Source organism: Streptomyces sp. NPDC026575, assembly GCF_055567415.1.
On sequence record NZ_JBVHQM010000026.1, the window covers coordinates 111,337 to 126,937 of the forward strand.

The window sequence follows — 15,601 nt, forward strand, 5'->3', positions numbered from 1 at the left end:
TTTTCATCCCGTCGTAACAATCCGGCTCGTGGTCACTTCACGCGCTGCACCGTGAGCTCCGTGATTCCCGGGTGCGGCCTGGGCTTTCCGCCGGCCGCCGGGGTGCGGTCGCCCTCCACCACGACCCGTACGTACCGGGCGGGGGTCCGGCCCGCGTACCCCGTCCCCGTCCAGTGCTCACCGTCCGTGGAGACCTCGGCGCGATAGGTCCTGGGGCGGGTGGCGGTCCAGTGCGGGGTGATCTGGCCGACGCGGGTGGTGCGGCCGAGGTCGACGGTGAGGGTGCCGGTGGCGGCGTTCGGGACCCAGGCGGTGGTGTCGTTGCCGTCGACCGCGGCGGCCGCGTACATCCCTGGCTCCTCCGAGGTCGCCGTGGCCGGGGTGCACCGGGCGGCGTTCGAGGTCGCGGCCAGATCGGGGCGGCGGGTCTTGAGGACGGCCGGCACGCCCCGGCTGACGAGCTGCTCGCCCTGGGGCGACTCGACGGTCATCGGCGCCCCGGAGGTCAGCCGCACGGTGGTCTGGTGCGCCCCGATGGCCACGTCGTACGTCCGCCCCTGCCAGCGCAGCCCGCGCAGGGTGACGCCGTCGGACAGCTGCGGCGGCAGCATCGGGTCCAGCCGGACCCGGTCCTCGCGCAGCCGCAGGCCCGTCAGCCCGTGGGTGAAGGTCTGCAGGAAGCCGCCCTTGCCGGTGAGGAAGTCCTGCGCGGGCTGCCCGGCGTGCGGGTCCGAGGCGCCGGCCTTGCTGCCGCGTGCCTCGGAGAACTGCGCGAACGGCCCGCGCACGAACGGCTTGATGGAGCGCAGCAGATAGGTGTACGTCGAGCAGCCCGGCTCGCCGATCCCGGCCGCGTCGACGGCGTGCACCGAGTCGGTCATGGCGGGGCCGTCCGGGTCGGTGCGCGCGGCGTAGAAGTCCAGCGTGCGCGCCGCCCGCGCGGGCGGCATCGGCCATTCCAGCGGGTACATCAGCAGGACGGTGTCGGCCTGCTTGATGGTCGTGCCCCGGTAGCCGGCGTACTGCTCGAAGACCTTGTTGCGGCTGTCGTAGGGGATCCGCAGGTGGTCGGCGAGGGTGGTCCAGGAGGCGGGTGCCCGCTCGCCGAGGAGGGCGGCGGCGCGGGTGGCGTGCCGCAGCGCGGTGGCGGCGCCGGCGTTGGTGAAGACGCCGTCGGTGACGCCGTTGCTGTACTCGTCCGGACCCGCGACGTTCCTGACCGAGTAGCTGCCGTCGGCGTTGCGGGTGGCCCGGGAGGCCCAGAACTCCGCGATGCCCTTGAGGACCGGCCAGCCGCGGGAGCGCAGCCAGGCGGTGTCCTTGGTGGCGAGGTAGTACTGCCAGGCGGCGAGGGAGATATCGCCCATGAGGTGGTTCTGGGTCCGGCAGTGCGGCGGGTCCCAGCTGTGGCACTCGCTCCACAGGGCGCCGTCGCTGCCGGACGTCCAGGGGTAGAACAGCCCGTCGTAGCCGAGCTTCTCGGCGTTGGCGCGGGCCCGCTCCCGGGTGCGGTAGCGGTAGTCGACGATCGACCTGGCGAGTTCGGGGTGGCCGGCGAGCAGCCCCGGGTACATCCAGGTCTCGGCGTCCCAGAAGACCTCACCGGCGTAGTTGTCGCTGGTCAGACCGGTCGGACCGATGCTGTTGGCGCTGCCGGTGCGGGTGGCGGACAGCAGTCCGTACTGCGCCGAGCGCACCCAGGACTGCAGGTCGGGCCGCCCGTGGACCTCGATGTCGAAGCGCCACAGGCGCTGCCAGGCGGCGGTGTGCCGGGCGAACACCTCCGGCCAGCCGCGGTCGGCGGCCCGCAGCGCGGCGGCGCGGGCGGCGGCGCGCGGGGAGCGGGAGGTGAGCGCGGTGTCCACGCCGACGTACTTGGTCAGCTCGTAGGTCCGTCCGCCGCGGACCGGGAAGGTCACCCGCTGCCGACTGGTCAGCCCGTCGGCCCGCGGCTCCTGCCGGGGCCCGGCCGGGCGCACCTGCGGGCCGGTGCGCAGGGTGGAGGCCACCGCGCCCTCGGTCTTCGTGCCGTCCGTGCGGAAGCCGACGTCCATCGTGCCGGGGGCCGCCCTGCCGTCGGCGGGGGCCCTGGACGGCTGCACCCGGCGGGCGCCGCGTCCGTCGAGGGTGTCGGTGACGGTGGCGGCGCCGCTCCAGTGGGGCGTCATCCGCAGGCGTACGGCACCGGTGTGCGCGTCGTTGCGGTCGGCGAGCACGTCGTAGACCAGGTCCGTGCTGCGGCCGTCGGCGGTGGTCCAGGTCAGCGAGGTGCGGACGAATCCGCAGCGCAGCGAGAGGGTCTGGCGGTAGTGCGAGATCCGGCCCGGTCGGGTGGCGGAGGAGAAGGTGTCGGGGCGCTGTCCGCCGGTGGTGACGTCGAGGGTGGTCCAGGTGGGGATGGCGGCGATGGCCTGCCGCCCCTCGACGTTCTCGGGCCCCTTGGCGTACAGCCCGGAGACGAACGAGCCGTCGTAGGCGGGGGTCTTCAGCGGCCAGCCGGTCGTGCCGCCGGGGGCCGCGTAGCCGGTGCCGTGGGGCGGCACCCGCTGTCCGAGGTAGCCGTTGCCGACGTAGGCGTGGTGGCTGTCCTTGGGGTCGATCGTGGTGGCGGTGGCGCTCCAGCCGTCGCCCTGCTCGCAGGGGCTCTGGGGGGCCGGGGCGCCGGACGGCGGCCGGGTCGGCGCGGCGGAGGCCGATATGGGCGCGAGGGCGGCGACCAGCGCGGTGGCGAGTATCGGGGCGGCGAGCCTGCGGGAGCGGCGGGCGGCGAGCCCGCGGCGCGGCCGGTCCGGGCCCTGCGGTGCGCGGCCGGCGGGGGGAGGTGCCGAGAGTTCCATGGTTCTCCGTCGTACGTACGCGGTCCGTGCCGCGGCCCGCGGCACGGACTTCACCTTGAACATCATCAGGCCCCCGCCTTCACCGCACCTTAGGACGAATAGGCCGTCCGGGTCACGGACTTGGCCGTATCGACGCGCCGACGGACCCGGCCCATAGCGCTCCGATTGGTCAAAGCGCCACGCTTGCGGCACACTTTTAGACTGACCAGTCAGATCAAAAGGGGAGGGGTTTGTGAACACCACCCGCCAGGGGGCGGCGGTCAGCGCCAGGGGAATCGGAGTGCGGGGCCCACGGGGGTGGGCCTTCCAAGGCGTCGACATCGCCGCGGACCCGGGCTCGCTGATCGCCGTCCAGGGCCCCTCGGGCTCCGGGCGTACCTGCCTGCTGCTCGCCCTCACCGGCCGGATGCGGATCACCGCGGGCACGGCGACGGTCGCCGGATTCCCGCTGCCCAAGCGGATGGGGACGGTGCGCGCCCGCACCGCCATCGCCCACGTCACGGGGGTCGCCGACCTCGAACCGGCCCTCACGGTCGGCGAACACCTCAAGGAACAGGCCCTGTTGGGGCGGCGACTGAAGGGCTCGCTCCCCTGGGGCAAGCAGCACAAGGCCGCCACCCGGGCCCGGATCGACGCCGCGCTGACGGCCGCCGGGCTCGACGCCGGCACGCTCCCCAAGGGCCTGGGGACCGCCGTCCGCGACCTGGAGCGGATCGAGGCGCTGCGGCTGTCGATCGCGCTCGCGGTGATGCACGGCCCGCGGTTGCTGGCCGTCGACGACGTCGACCTCAAGCTCTCCGCGGCCGAACGCGAACGGGCCTGGCAGCTGCTGCGGGACCTCGCACTGTCCGGCACCACCGTCGTCGCCGTCGGCAGCGACGCACCGGCGGACGCACTGCTCGTCCGCACCGCGCCCGCGGCCGCCGCGGCGCCCGCCGACCCGGCACCCGGCCAGGACGTCCCGGCCACCGCACACACCACCGAGGAGGAAGCGGCGCATGCGTTCGCCGAAACTGGCCGCGCTTGAGCTCAGGCGCTTCGGCAGGGGAAAGCTGCCCCGGCTGGGGCTGGTCGCCCTGATGCTGATCCCCCTGCTGTACGGGGCGCTGTACCTCTGCTCCTTCTGGGACCCCTACGCCCGCCTGGACAAGATCCCGGTGGCGCTGGTCAACGACGACCGGGGGGCCACCGCCGACGGCAAGAAGCTCACCGCCGGCGACGACCTGGCCGAGAAGGTCAAGGACAGCAAGACCTTCGACTGGCAGGAGGTCAGCGCCGCGGACGCCGCCAAGGGCGTCGAGGACGGTACGTACTACCTGTCCCTGACGGTCCCGGCGAACTTCAGCGAGCGGATCGCCTCCAGCTCCGGCGACGATCCGCAGACCGGCGCGCTCAAGGTCCGTACGAACGACGCCAACAGCTACATCGTGGGCTCGATCTCCAAGACGGTCTTCTCCGAGCTGCGCGCGAAGACGTCGTCGACGTCGTCCCGGGCCATGCTCGACAAGATCTTCGTCTCGTTCTCCGACCTGCACGACAAGACGGCCGAGGCGGCCGACGGAGCCGGGAAGGTCGACGACGGGCTGGGGACGGCGAAGGACGCCACCGGCAAGCTCAAGGACGGCCTGGGGAAGCTGGACAAGGGCTCGGGTGATGTCAGCAAGGGTGCAGGCACGCTGCACGACAAGGCGGGCGAGCTGAACCAGGGCGCGGGGACCGTGGACAAGGGGGCCAGGGACCTCGACAAGGGGGCCAAGGACCTCGACGAGGGCGTCGGGAAGGCCAATTCCGGAGTCCAGGAACTCAGCAAGCGCATGGGCCAGCTGGCCGGCGGAACCCAGGAGCTGGCCGACAAGGCCAACATGCTGGCCGGCAAGGTGAACCCGCTCATCGACGGGCGCGGCAAGGAGCTGGGCGAGAAGGCGCAGATCGCCGCCGACGTCGCCCAGGAGATCGCGGACGCTCTCGACAGGCTGCCGGGCGACATGTCCAAGGCCGCCACGCAGACGCGCCGGAGCGCCGATGACGCCGCCGCGGTGTACAAGGAGAGCTGCGAAGGCGCTACGCCCGCCGCCAACTGCCTGCGTCTGAAGGCCCACGCCGACTTGCTCGCCAGCACCGCCGACACGGTGGAGAAGGCCAACGGCACGGTCAGCGACAACGCCTCGGCCATCAAGGACATGCAGCGCAAGCTGCGGGAGCTGAACAAGCTCGCCACAACGGTCGCCCAGGAGGCTCCCACCGCCCAGCGGGACATGAACACCGCCGTCGCCAAGATCAATCAGCTCAACGACGGTGCGCACAAGATCTCCGCGGGAGCCGAGCAGCTCGCGGACGGTACCGGCAAACTCGCCGACGGCAGCGGCAGGATCGCCGACGGTACGGGCAAGCTCGCGGACGGTACCGGCAAACTCGCCGACGGCAGCGGGAAGCTGGCCGACGGCGCAGGGAAGATCGCCGACGGCGCCGGCCGGGTGCACGACGGCATCGGCGACGCCGAGGACGGCGTGGTCAAGCTGGACGGCGGCATCTACAAGCTCAAGGACGGCGCCAACCAGCTGGCCGACGGGCTGCACAGCGGCGTCTCCAAGATCCCCGACTACGACAAGAAGGACCGCGACGCCCGCACCGAGGTGATGGCCGACCCGGTCGAGCTGGCCGCCAAGTCCCTGCACAAGGCGCCCAACTACGGCACCGGCCTGGCGCCGTACTTCATCCCGCTCTCCCTCTGGGTCGGCGCGATGGTCGCGTTCATGCTGCTCCAGCCGCTGGGCAAGCGCGCACTGGCCGCGGGCGCCCCGGGCTGGCGGATCGCCCTCGGCTCCTGGCTGCCGGCCTTCGCCATCGGCGTCGTCCAGGTGCTGGCCCTGATGGCCGTACTGCACTGGGCCCTCGGCCTGGAGATGGTCCGCTCGGCCGGCACCATCGGCTTCCTGCTGCTGGCCACGGCCTGCTTCACGGCCATCATCCAGCTGCTGAGCGCGTTCTTCGGCCCGGCCGGCCGGGTGCTGACCCTGGTCGTGCTGATGCTCCAGCTGACGTCGGCGGGCGGCACCTACCCGGTGCAGACCAGCCCCGGGTTCTTCTCCGCCATCCACCCCTTCCTGCCGATGAGTTACGTCGTCGACGGTCTGCGCCGCCTGATCACCGGCGGCGACCTCACCGTCGTCTGGCAGGGCTGCGCGGTCCTCGGCGCCTTCACCCTCGGCGCGCTGGCGCTCACCGCCCTGGCGGCGCGCGGCCGGCAGGTCGTACGGATGAAGGACCTGCACCCGGAACTCAGCCTGTGAGCCTTCCCCCGGGCCCCCGGTGCGGTGCCGTCCGCGGCACCGCACCGGGGGGCGCCCCCACCGCCCGCCGCTCGGCCACCCGCCGGCGGCTCTTCGACGCCGCCGTCACCCTCATCGCCGAACAGGGCTTCTCCGCCACCACCGTCGACGAGATCGCCGACCGCGCGGGCGTCGCCAAGGGCACCGTCTACTACAACTTCGCCAGCAAGAACGTCCTCTACGAGGAGCTGCTGCGCGACGGCCTCGACCAGCTCGCCGACTCCCTCCAGCACGCCGCCGACTCCACCGCGGACCGCGGCGGCACCCGGGTCGACGCGCTCGACGCCATGATCCGCGCGGGCCTGGACTTCATCGCCCGCTCCCCCGCCCTCACCCAGCTCTACGTCGCCGAGCTGTGGCGCACCAACCGCAGCTGGCGCGCCACCGTGGCGTCGGTACGCGGCCGGGCGCTGACCGTCGTCGAGTCCGTCCTGCGCGACGCGGTGCGCACCGGCGAACTCTCCGACGAACTCGACATCCCGCTGACCTCCTCCGCCCTCCTCGGCATGGTCCTCGTCGCCGCCCTGGACTGGCTGTCCTTCCAGCCGCACCGGTCGGTCGAGGAGGTGCACGCGTCCCTGGCACGGTTGGTGCAGGGGCGGGTGGGGGCACGGCCGCCCCGGGAGGGCCGGGGCGACACCCCCGGAGCCACCCCCTAGGGGTCAGGCCCCGGCCGTCAGGTGCGTCGGGGCGAACATCCGCAGCCGGGCCGGGAGTACGACCACCGACGGGCCGGGGGCCGCGAGCGCGGCCGACAGGTCCGCGGCCAGCCGCTCGGGGCTCGTGGTGACCGCGGGGACCCCGAAGGAGCCGGCGAGCGCCGCGAAGTCCGGGCGGGCGAGTTCGGTGGCGGTGGCCGCGCCGAAGGCGTCGGTCATGTACTCGCGCAGGATGCCGTAGCCCCCGTCGTCCACGATGAGCCAGGTCACCGGCAGGTCGTACTGGCGGGCGGTGGCCAGCTCGGCGATCGAGTACATCGCGCCGCCGTCGCCGGAGACCGCCAGCACCGGCCGTGCCGGGTCCGCGGCGGCCACGCCCAGTGCCGCCGGGAAGCCGTAGCCCAGGCCGCCGGCGCCCTGCGCGGAGTGCAGCGCGTTGGTGGCCCGCGGATCGAAGGCCGACCAGGCCCAGTACGCCAGGATCGTCATGTCCCAGCAGCTGACCGCGCCGTCCGGCAGCGCCTGCCGCACCGCGGCCAGCACCTGCTGCTCCAGGTCGAGGTCCTGACCGGCGAGGCGGTCGCGGACGCGGGCGAGCAGGCCGCGGACGGCGGCTTCGGGATCGTACGCCTCGGGGTCCGGGGCCGCGTCGGCGCCCGCTTCACCGCGTGCCGCCACCTCCTCGACCAGCGCGCCCAGGGCCGCCCGGGCGTCCGCGTGGATGCCCAGCGCGGCATGGTTGGACTCCAACTTGCCGAGGTCCGCCTCGATCTGCACGACGCGGCCGCGCGGCCGGAACGTGTGGTAGTTCGAGGAGAGTTCGCCCAGCCCGGAGCCGACGACCAGCAGGGTGTCCGCGTCCTCCAGGAAGGACGTGGTGTGGCGGTCCTCCAGCCAGGACTGGAGGGAGAGCGGATGCTCCCACGGGAAGGCGCCCTTGCCGCCGAAGGTGGTGGCCACCGGCGCCCGCAACCGCTCGGCGAGCGCCAGCAACTCCGCCTCGGCCCCGGCCCGTACGACCCCGCCGCCGGCCAGGATCACCGGCCGCCGGGCCCGCGTGAGCCGGTCGGCCGCCGCCGCGATCAGCTCGGGGCGGGGCGCCGGCTCCTTCGGCACGGCGTCGAGTCCGGTCACCGGCGGCAGGTCCACCTCGGCCAGCAGCACGTCCTGCGGGATCTCCAGCCAGACCGGACCGTGCGGGGCGCTCAGGGCCGACTCCCAGGCGGCGGCCACCGCCGACGGGATCTGCGAGGCGGTGCGCACCGTGTGGACGGACTTGACCACGCCCCGGAACGAGGCGCTCTGGTCGGTGAGTTCATGCAGATAGCCGTGGCGGCCGCCGCCGACGCCGGCCAGCGGCACCTGACTGCCGATGGCCAGTACGGCGGCCGATGCCGCGGCCGCCTCCTGGAGCGCGGGCAGCGTCATCAGCGCGCCGGGCCCGGTGGAGACCAGCAGCGGCGCGACGCCGTGGGTGGTCCTGGCGTACGCGTCGGCGGCGAAGCCCGCGTTGTTCTCCACCCGCAGCCCCACGTAGCGCAGCGCGGAGCGGCGCAGCGCGTCGAACACCCCGAGGGCGTGCTGGCCGGGGAGGCCGAAGACGGTTCTCGCGCCGAGGGCGGTCAGCGACTCGACGACCAGGTCGCCTCCGGTGCGGGTGGCTGGGGTGCTGCTCATCTTCTGTCGGCTCTCCGTCTCGTGGCGCCTTGGCGCTCGTTCGCCTCGTCGTGGTGGTTCGCCGTGCGGTGCTCACACGCCGGAAGCGCTCGGTGTGCTCGGCGTGTTCGGTGTGGCGGCCGTCCGCCCGGCCAGCCGCTCGCGCCAGGCGGCCAGTACCGCGGCGTCCGTGGGCCTGGTGGCCAGGCTCACCGCCACATAGGCCACGAGGGAGGCGATCAGCCCGTAGTAGATCGGCTCGTTGGCCAGGACGCCGAAGGAGACCATCAGGCCGACGACGGCCAGGCCGCCCACCGCGACCGAGGCGAGCGCGCCCGCCGCCGTGCCGCGCTTCCACAGCAGCCCGCCCAGAATCGGCACCAGCAGCCCGCCGACCAGCAGGTTGTAGGCGACGGTGAGCGCCGCGACGACGTCGTTCAGACCGATCGCGATGCCGATGACCGCGACGCCCATCACGAGGATGAACAGCCGGTTGCCGCGCACCTCGTCGTGCGCCGACTCGTGCGCCTCCTCGCCCGCGGCCCCCTTGCGCACCGCGCCCCGCAACCGGGCCCAGATGTCGTTGTGGGCGACCGTGGCACAGGCGATCAGCGCCCCCGAGGACGTGGACATCACCGCGGACAGCGCCGCGGCCAGCACCAGCCCGCGCACGCCCATCGGCAGCGCGTCCTTGACGATCGTCGCGAACGCGTCGTCCGGGCTGCCCAGATGCGGGTGGAGCACCTTGGCCGCGGTGCCGATGACCGCACCGGCGAGCGCGTACGCCAGGCAGTACGTCCCGGCCGCGGTGCCGCCCAGGCGCGCCACCTTGTCGCTGCGCGCGGTGAACACCCGCTGCCAGATGTCCTGCCCGATCAGCATGCCGAAGGAGTAGATCAGCACGTAGGTGAAGACCGTCTGCCCGCCGATGCCCAGCGGCGCGAAGTAGTCGTCCGGCAGCTGCGCCTTCATCGCGGCGAAGCCGCCCGCCTTGACGACGGCGATCGGCAACAGGAGCAGCAGCACACCGATCGTCTTGACGACGAACTGGACCATGTCGGTGAGGGTGATCGACCACATGCCGCCGAGCGTCGAGTAGGCGACCACGATCGCCCCGCCGAGGACGATCGACAGCGACCGGTCCAGGCCGAAGAGCACATCGAAGATGGTCGCGTAGGCGATGGTCGAGGTGACCGCCAGCATCAGCGTGTACGCCCACATCACGATGCCGGAGATCAGCCCGGCGGAGCCGCCGTAGCGCAGGTCCAGCATCTCGGAGACCGTGTAGACCTTCAGCCGGGCGATCCGGGCCGAGAAGAAGACGCTCAGTGCCAGCAGCCCGAGTCCGATGGTGAAGACCATCCAGGCACCGGAGAGGCCGTACTGGTAGCCGAGGCCGACCCCGCCGATGGTGGAGGCGCCGCCGAGCACGATCGCCGCCATGGTTCCCGAGTACATCGCGGGGCCGAGGCGCCGCCCCGCCACCAGGAACTCGCTCTTGGATTTGGCACGCCGCATCCCCCACCAGCCCATGGCGAGCATTCCGGCCAGGTAGAGCACGATCACCGCGTAGTCGACAGCCATGGGCCATCCCTTCCAACTGCGCCGAGGGGAGAGGGGGTGCGAACCGGGGGGGTGGGCTCTGCGGGGGAGAGACGGGCGCCCGGCGGGCGGGGGTCCCGGGCGGGCGCCGCGTCTGGGGGTTGACCCTAGGAGGCGGGAAGACGACGCTGAAGTGTACGTTTCCTCCACTCGCCGCCCTATGACGTGGATGGTTCGCACATGTCGCACACCCCGCACCCGACGCCTCCGCCGGCCACCGCGCCGTCCACACCGCCGGCCACGCCACCGTCCACCCCACCGGTCCCGCTGGCGGATCTCCTGGCGCGGACGGACCTGGGCCTGCGCCAGATCGCCGGTCCCCGCGAGGGCGTCGCGATCCACTGGGTGCACACCTCGGAGATGGCGGACCCGGTGCCCTACCTCCTGGGCGGCGAGATGCTGCTGACGGCGGGGGTGCATCTGACGGAGGTGAGCGGGGGCACCCGGGCGCGGGACGCCTATCTCGACGGCTATGCGGCCCGTACGGTCGCGGCCGGCGCCGCGGCCCTCGGGTTCGGGATCGCGCCGGTGCACGACACCGTCCCGCCCGCCCTGGTGGCGGCCTGCGACCGGCACGGTCTGCCGCTGGTGGAGGTCCCGGCGGGCACGCCGTTCACCGCCGTGGAGAGCGCCGTCTGGCAGGCCGTGACGGAGGCCCGGCACCGCGAGCTGACCCGGCTCAGCGCGGCGCAGCGCGCCCTGGCCACGGCCGCCGCCCGCCCGGAGCCGGCCGGCGCCGTGCTGCGCGCCCTGGCCCGCCATGTCCGCGGCTGGACCGCGCTGCTGGCACCGGACGGCACGGAGCACGGCGCGGCCGGCCCCCGCCCCGGCGGTGCCGTACGCGCCGCGGCCGCCCGGCTCGCGCAGGTCGTCGGCGCCGGCGGACCGTCCTCGGCCACCGACGCGCTGCCCGGTACCCAGCTGTCCGCGTACGCCCTGACGGGGCGCACCGCCGGCCCGCAGGCGCCGGCCCTCGTGGTCGCCGCGGACCCGCACGATCCGCCCGCCTACACCATCGCGGGCGTCGCCGCCGTACTGCTCTCGCTGATCACCGGACCCACCGCCGACCGCGGCCCGGCCGGGGCCGAGCACTCCGCGGCCCTGGTGCACCTGCTCCTCGGCGCCCGCCCGGCCGATGTCGCCCCGCTCCTCGGCCACCCCCGGTGGACCGTCGTCCATGCCGAGCGCCGCCGGGAGACGACGGAGACGGCGGCGTCACTGGCGGCCGCGCTCGGCACCGCGCTGGTCGCCCCGGCCCCTGGCGCCGAGGAGGCGCCGGCGTCCGACGGGGTGCGCCCCGACGACGGCCTCACGGCCACCACCCCTGCCATCGCGGCCACCACCCCTGCCACCGCGCCCACCGCCCCTGCCCTTGCGGCCACCGCGCCCGGCACCCCGCACCCCACACCTGGCACCGCCGTTCCCGCCCCGAGCGCGCTGCGCGCCCTGGTCCCCGCCGGCCACGAGATCGCCGCGCAGCCCGGCTGGACGCTCGGCGTCAGCGAGCCCGTACCGGTCGAGGAGCTGCCGGCCGCCGACCGGCACGCCGCCATCGCCCTGCGCCGCGCCCTGGCCCGCCGCACCGCGCTCGTCCGGCACCGCGCCCCGGACCCGCACGGCCTCGCCTCCCTCGTCGCCCCAGGCGACGCCCGACAGCACGCCCGGGCCCTCCTGGCCCCCCTGTCCGACTCCCCGCCCCTCCTCGACACCTTGCACCACTGGATTTCACTTCACGGGAGTTGGGACCGTACGGCGACCGCGCTGGGCATCCACCGCAACACCGTCCGCCAGCGCATCGCCCGCATCGGCACGCTCCTGGACGCGGACCTGGACGACGCCGACGTCCGTATGGAGCTGTGGTTCGCCCTGCGCTCCCTGGACCGGGACCCCGCGCGGAGGTGAGGGCGGGAACCCTCCCCGGCGGACCAGGGGGGCTCCTCACTGCGGCCTGACGGACCGTCACAGTAGCTGTGACGCAAGGGAGTACGCCATCCCTCACCCGAACCCCGTATCCGCGTCGGTGACAGCGTTGTGACAGTCCACGCCTTGAGGAGATACCGCCCTTCGCGTCTAGACTCGCCAAAGCACATGTCGCCACCCAAGACAACCACGCGGAACGGGGTGCCCCATGGCCGGAGATGGCTTGCAGGCAGACATTCCGTCACTGAAGTCCGGCGGCAAGGACTTCACCGGCATCGGCCGGCGCTACCAGTCCGAGGTCGAGAAGCTCAAGAACGCGCTCACCGGCCTGGAGGGCCAGGACACCCCGCCCTGGGGGGACGACGAGATCGGCGAGAAGTTCGGAGTGGTCTACGAGGGCCTGCGCGACGGCATGTACGAGTCGATGGGGCACCTGGCCGCCAAGCTCCAGGAGATCGGCGGCGCCCTGAACACGATGGCCGACAACCACCAGGCCAACGAGGACTTCAACGACTCCATGATGAAGCAGCACGTCGCCAACGCCGAGGCGGAGGGCCAGCGGATCTCCGCCCTCAAATCACCCAACGTCTGACGCACCGACCGCTGCTCAGTGCGCCTGCCACCGCCATGCCGTCCTAACGGGGGGATCCCGCCATGTCGCTCATGCTGCCGGACTGGCTCGAATGGGTCCTTGAGATGCTCGGCTTCGACTGGCCGACCGGCGACGAGGACAAGATGCAGGAGTCCGCCGACAAATGGCGGGACTTCGCGCGCGCGGTCGAGCAGTTACAGTCCGAGGGCGTCTCCGCCGCCGGCAACGTACTCTCCGCCAACTCCGGCGACAGCATCGACGGCTTCGACAAGACCTGGGAGAAGTTCTCCGGCAACGGCTCCGGTTACCTCGACGACGCCCGCACCGCCTCCGAGCTCATCGCCATCGGAATGGACGCCGGTTCGGGGGTCATCATCGGGATGAAGGTCGCGGTGATCGCCCAGTTGGCGATCCTCGCCGCGGAGATCATCGCTGCCCAGGCGGCCGCACCCTTCACCTTCGGCCTGTCGGAAATCGGCGCGGCGGGTGCCACGCAAGCCACCCGCCTCATCGTGCGGCGCATCCTCAAGGAGGCGCGGGAAGCGCTCGTTGAGGCGATCATGGAGACCCTCAAGGAGCCCGCCGTCTCCGCACTGGAGGCCATGGCCTCGGACGCCATCGCCCAGGGCATGAACATGAACTTCGGGGCCCAGCAGGGCTTCGACGTCGGCCGCAGCGCGAAGGCGGGCGCGGATGCGGGGATCGAGGCGGCCAAGAACTCCGGCCAGACCTTCACCGAAGCGCTGCGCGACGGCGCGGGGTCCAGGGCGGGCCAACACGCCCGCAGCGGACTGGATCACGCCGCGGGCCGCGGCGGCGGCGAGGACGGCGGCGACAGCGGCGACAGCGGCGGTTCGCACGAGAGCGCAGGCTCGGGGAGCGAGAGCACGTCCGGTTCCGGCAGCGAGAGCGGAAACGGGAGCGGTAGCGGGAGCGGGAGCGGGAGCGGCTCCTCGGGGTCGGGGTCCGGGCCCGGCTCCGGCAGCGGTTCGTCCGGATCAGGGTCGGGGTCCGGGTCCGAATCAGGGTCCGGTGACTCGACCGGTTCCGGAAGCGGCTCGGACAGCGGCGGCAACTCCTCCGGCCCGTCCCACGCGCCCCGCCCGATGAGCGACAACAGCCCGTCCAGCGGACCCGGCCCCGACAGCGGCCCCGGCCCGGACAGCGGCAACGGCAACGGCCACGCCCCCTCCGGCGGCTCGGCTCCCGGCCCGGACGGCAACCGCACCACCCCCCAGGCGCAGCCGCTTCCGCCCCCGGACCAGCGCACCGCCTTCGACGAGGGCTACACGGGCGGCAACAACCACAACCCGTACGGCTCCGCGGCCCCCGACTCCGGGCACGCTCCGGACGCGGGCCCCACCCCGGACTCGGGCGGCGCCCGCCCGGACTCGGCGAGCACCCAACCGGCCCCGGACCACACCCCGGACTCGGCCCGCCCCGACGCCGTGAGCACCGACCCGCCCCCGGACAGCACCCCGGACTCCGCCCGCCCGGACCCGGTGAGCACCCAGCCCACTCCCGACAACACCTCGGACTCCGGCCGCCCGCACGCCGACTCCGCGGCGACCGGGCCGTCCCACGACGCGGGACCGTCCCACGACGCGGGCTCGACGCCGTCCTCCGGCCCGTCGCACGACGTGGGTCCGACGCCGTCCTCCGGCCCGTCCGCGCACCCGGACGCCGCCCCGACGCACGACTCCGGGTCGACGCCGTCCCCCGGCCCCGCCCACGACTCAGGCCCGACCCCGGACCCGCAGTCCTCGCCGAGCCAGCCCGCGCCCGGGCAGCACCACTCCCCCGCGCCCGACGCCGGTCCCCAGCCGGACGGCGACCAGTCCTCGCACCAGTCGCCGTCCACGCCCGGCCCCGTGGCCGGCAACCCGCCCGGCAACACCGACAGTTCGTCCTACGGTGACGGCAGCGGGCACGGCAACGGCTCCTCCCAGAGGGACGACTCCTCCAACGGAGCGGGCGGCGGGCGTCCCGCCACCCCGCACATGAGCGTGCCGTCCCAGGGCGCCCCGGTGCAGCACGGCTCCTCCGCCCCGCCGGTCGGCCAGCGCGACCCCTCGCCCGGCGACCCGATGCCGCACGCGGCCGACGACGACACCACCGTCACCACCCAGTCCGCGGACACCCTCACCGCGCCCCCGCCGCCCCAGCACACGGCGGACCCGAGCAGCAGCACCCCGTCCACGCCCCAGCACTCGCCCCAGCACTCGCCCCAGGGCAGCCCGCAGACCGCCGGACCGATGATGGGCATGCCCACCGCCGTGCCCGCGCAGGGCGGTCCGGCGACGCCCAACGCCGGCCCCCCGCGCGGTGGTACGCCCGGCAGCGGCGGTCCGTCCGCGCCGGGCAACCGTCGCCCCGACGGTTCCCAGGCCGTCCACGACATCACACAGCAGCGGCGCCCGGACCGCCCGGCGTACGACCCGCGCCTCGATGGCCCCCGCCGCCCGGACGGCTCGCAGTCCCCGTCCGGCGGTCGCCCCGGCTCGCCCGGGCAGCGCCCTGCCGGGGCCCCTCCCCGCCCGGACCACGCACGCCCCGACACCACGCGCCCCGACCCGCGCCGGCCGGAAGCAGCCCCCGGCCGTCCCGACCCGCGCACGCAGGACCCGCGCACCCAGGACCCGCAGCAGCAGAGCGCACAGACCGCGCCGCGGACCCCGCCGCGGACGGACGACCGCCCCAACGGCACGGACCGCCCCGACACCACGAACCGCCCGGGCACCACCGACCGCCCCGAGGGGCACGACGGGCCCGACCGGGACGACCACACCGGCCGGAACGACACCACCGACCGGGACGACACCACCGGCCGGAACGACGACTCCCACCGCACCGACGAGCAGGACCACGCGCGGAACGACGGCCCGGCGCACGACCCGTCCCAGGAGCACCTGCCCGCTTCCGAGACCCGCAACCGCGAACGCCCCGGCGGCCTCGAAGGCCCCACCGACGAGCACCAGCAGCACGTCGAGAACTCCATCCCCAAGA

Annotated in this window: 9 protein-coding genes; 6 read left to right on the top strand and 3 right to left on the bottom strand. The window is 73.9% G+C overall.

From position 1 onward, the window contains the following. Positions 1-32: 32 nt before the first annotated feature. Positions 33-2,837: a discoidin domain-containing protein gene (locus ACZ4NB_RS30175; protein ID WP_467666217.1), complete on the bottom strand. Its 2,805-nt coding sequence runs from the start codon at positions 2,835-2,837 to the stop codon at positions 33-35. Between the two features lie 232 nt (positions 2,838-3,069). Between ACZ4NB_RS30175 and ACZ4NB_RS30180 the strand changes: the two genes are divergently transcribed. Genes ACZ4NB_RS30180 through ACZ4NB_RS30190 form a run of 3 tightly spaced genes read left to right on the top strand, consistent with a single transcriptional unit; the run spans position 3,070 to position 6,825 of the window. After that, positions 3,070-3,864 (top strand): ATP-binding cassette domain-containing protein, encoded by a 795-nt coding sequence (locus ACZ4NB_RS30180; RefSeq protein ID WP_467666218.1) that lies wholly within the window; start codon positions 3,070-3,072, stop codon positions 3,862-3,864. Continuing rightward, complete coding sequence (locus ACZ4NB_RS30185; RefSeq protein WP_467666219.1) at positions 3,836-6,127, top strand: YhgE/Pip family protein; 2,292 nt, start codon at positions 3,836-3,838, stop codon at positions 6,125-6,127. Before ACZ4NB_RS30180 ends, ACZ4NB_RS30185 begins: the two co-directional genes overlap by 29 nt. Then, positions 6,124-6,825 carry a TetR/AcrR family transcriptional regulator gene (locus ACZ4NB_RS30190; protein ID WP_467666220.1) on the top strand — a complete coding sequence of 234 codons (702 nt, stop codon included), beginning with the start codon at positions 6,124-6,126 and terminating at the stop codon, positions 6,823-6,825. The genes ACZ4NB_RS30185 and ACZ4NB_RS30190 overlap by 4 nt, the downstream gene beginning before the upstream one ends. Positions 6,826-6,828: 3 nt before the next feature. Here the strand turns inward: ACZ4NB_RS30190 and ACZ4NB_RS30195 are convergent, their stop codons facing one another. Then, on the bottom strand, positions 6,829-8,502 hold the full coding sequence (locus ACZ4NB_RS30195) for a thiamine pyrophosphate-binding protein (protein WP_467666221.1): 1,674 nt from the start codon (positions 8,500-8,502) through the stop codon (positions 6,829-6,831). A gap of 72 nt (positions 8,503-8,574) precedes the next feature. Further along, positions 8,575-10,065, bottom strand: a complete 1,491-nt coding sequence (locus ACZ4NB_RS30200) for a sodium:solute symporter family protein (RefSeq protein ID WP_467666222.1) — start codon at positions 10,063-10,065, stop codon at positions 8,575-8,577. A gap of 198 nt (positions 10,066-10,263) precedes the next feature. Between ACZ4NB_RS30200 and ACZ4NB_RS30205 the strand changes: the two genes are divergently transcribed. From ACZ4NB_RS30205 to ACZ4NB_RS30215, 3 genes are all read left to right on the top strand, one after another. Then, complete coding sequence (locus ACZ4NB_RS30205) at positions 10,264-11,985, top strand: PucR family transcriptional regulator ligand-binding domain-containing protein (protein ID WP_467666223.1); 1,722 nt, start codon at positions 10,264-10,266, stop codon at positions 11,983-11,985. A 241-nt stretch (positions 11,986-12,226) separates the two neighbouring features. Further along, complete coding sequence (locus ACZ4NB_RS30210; protein ID WP_467666224.1) at positions 12,227-12,595, top strand: WXG100 family type VII secretion target; 369 nt, start codon at positions 12,227-12,229, stop codon at positions 12,593-12,595. Positions 12,596-12,657: 62 nt separating this feature from the next. Then, the coding region (locus ACZ4NB_RS30215) for a WXG100-like domain-containing protein (RefSeq protein WP_467666225.1) at positions 12,658-15,601 on the top strand (2,944 nt) is incomplete at its 3' end.

Coding starts and splice junctions, on each gene's coding strand:
- ACZ4NB_RS30200 (WP_467666222.1), bottom strand. CDS start 10,065: ATGGCTGTCGACTACGCGGTGATCGTGCTCTACCTGGCCGGAATGCTC.
- ACZ4NB_RS30205 (WP_467666223.1), top strand. CDS start 10,264: ATGTCGCACACCCCGCACCCGACGCCTCCGCCGGCCACCGCGCCGTCC.
- ACZ4NB_RS30175 (WP_467666217.1), bottom strand. CDS start 2,837: ATGGAACTCTCGGCACCTCCCCCCGCCGGCCGCGCACCGCAGGGCCCG.
- ACZ4NB_RS30185 (WP_467666219.1), top strand. CDS start 3,836: ATGCGTTCGCCGAAACTGGCCGCGCTTGAGCTCAGGCGCTTCGGCAGG.
- ACZ4NB_RS30195 (WP_467666221.1), bottom strand. CDS start 8,502: ATGAGCAGCACCCCAGCCACCCGCACCGGAGGCGACCTGGTCGTCGAG.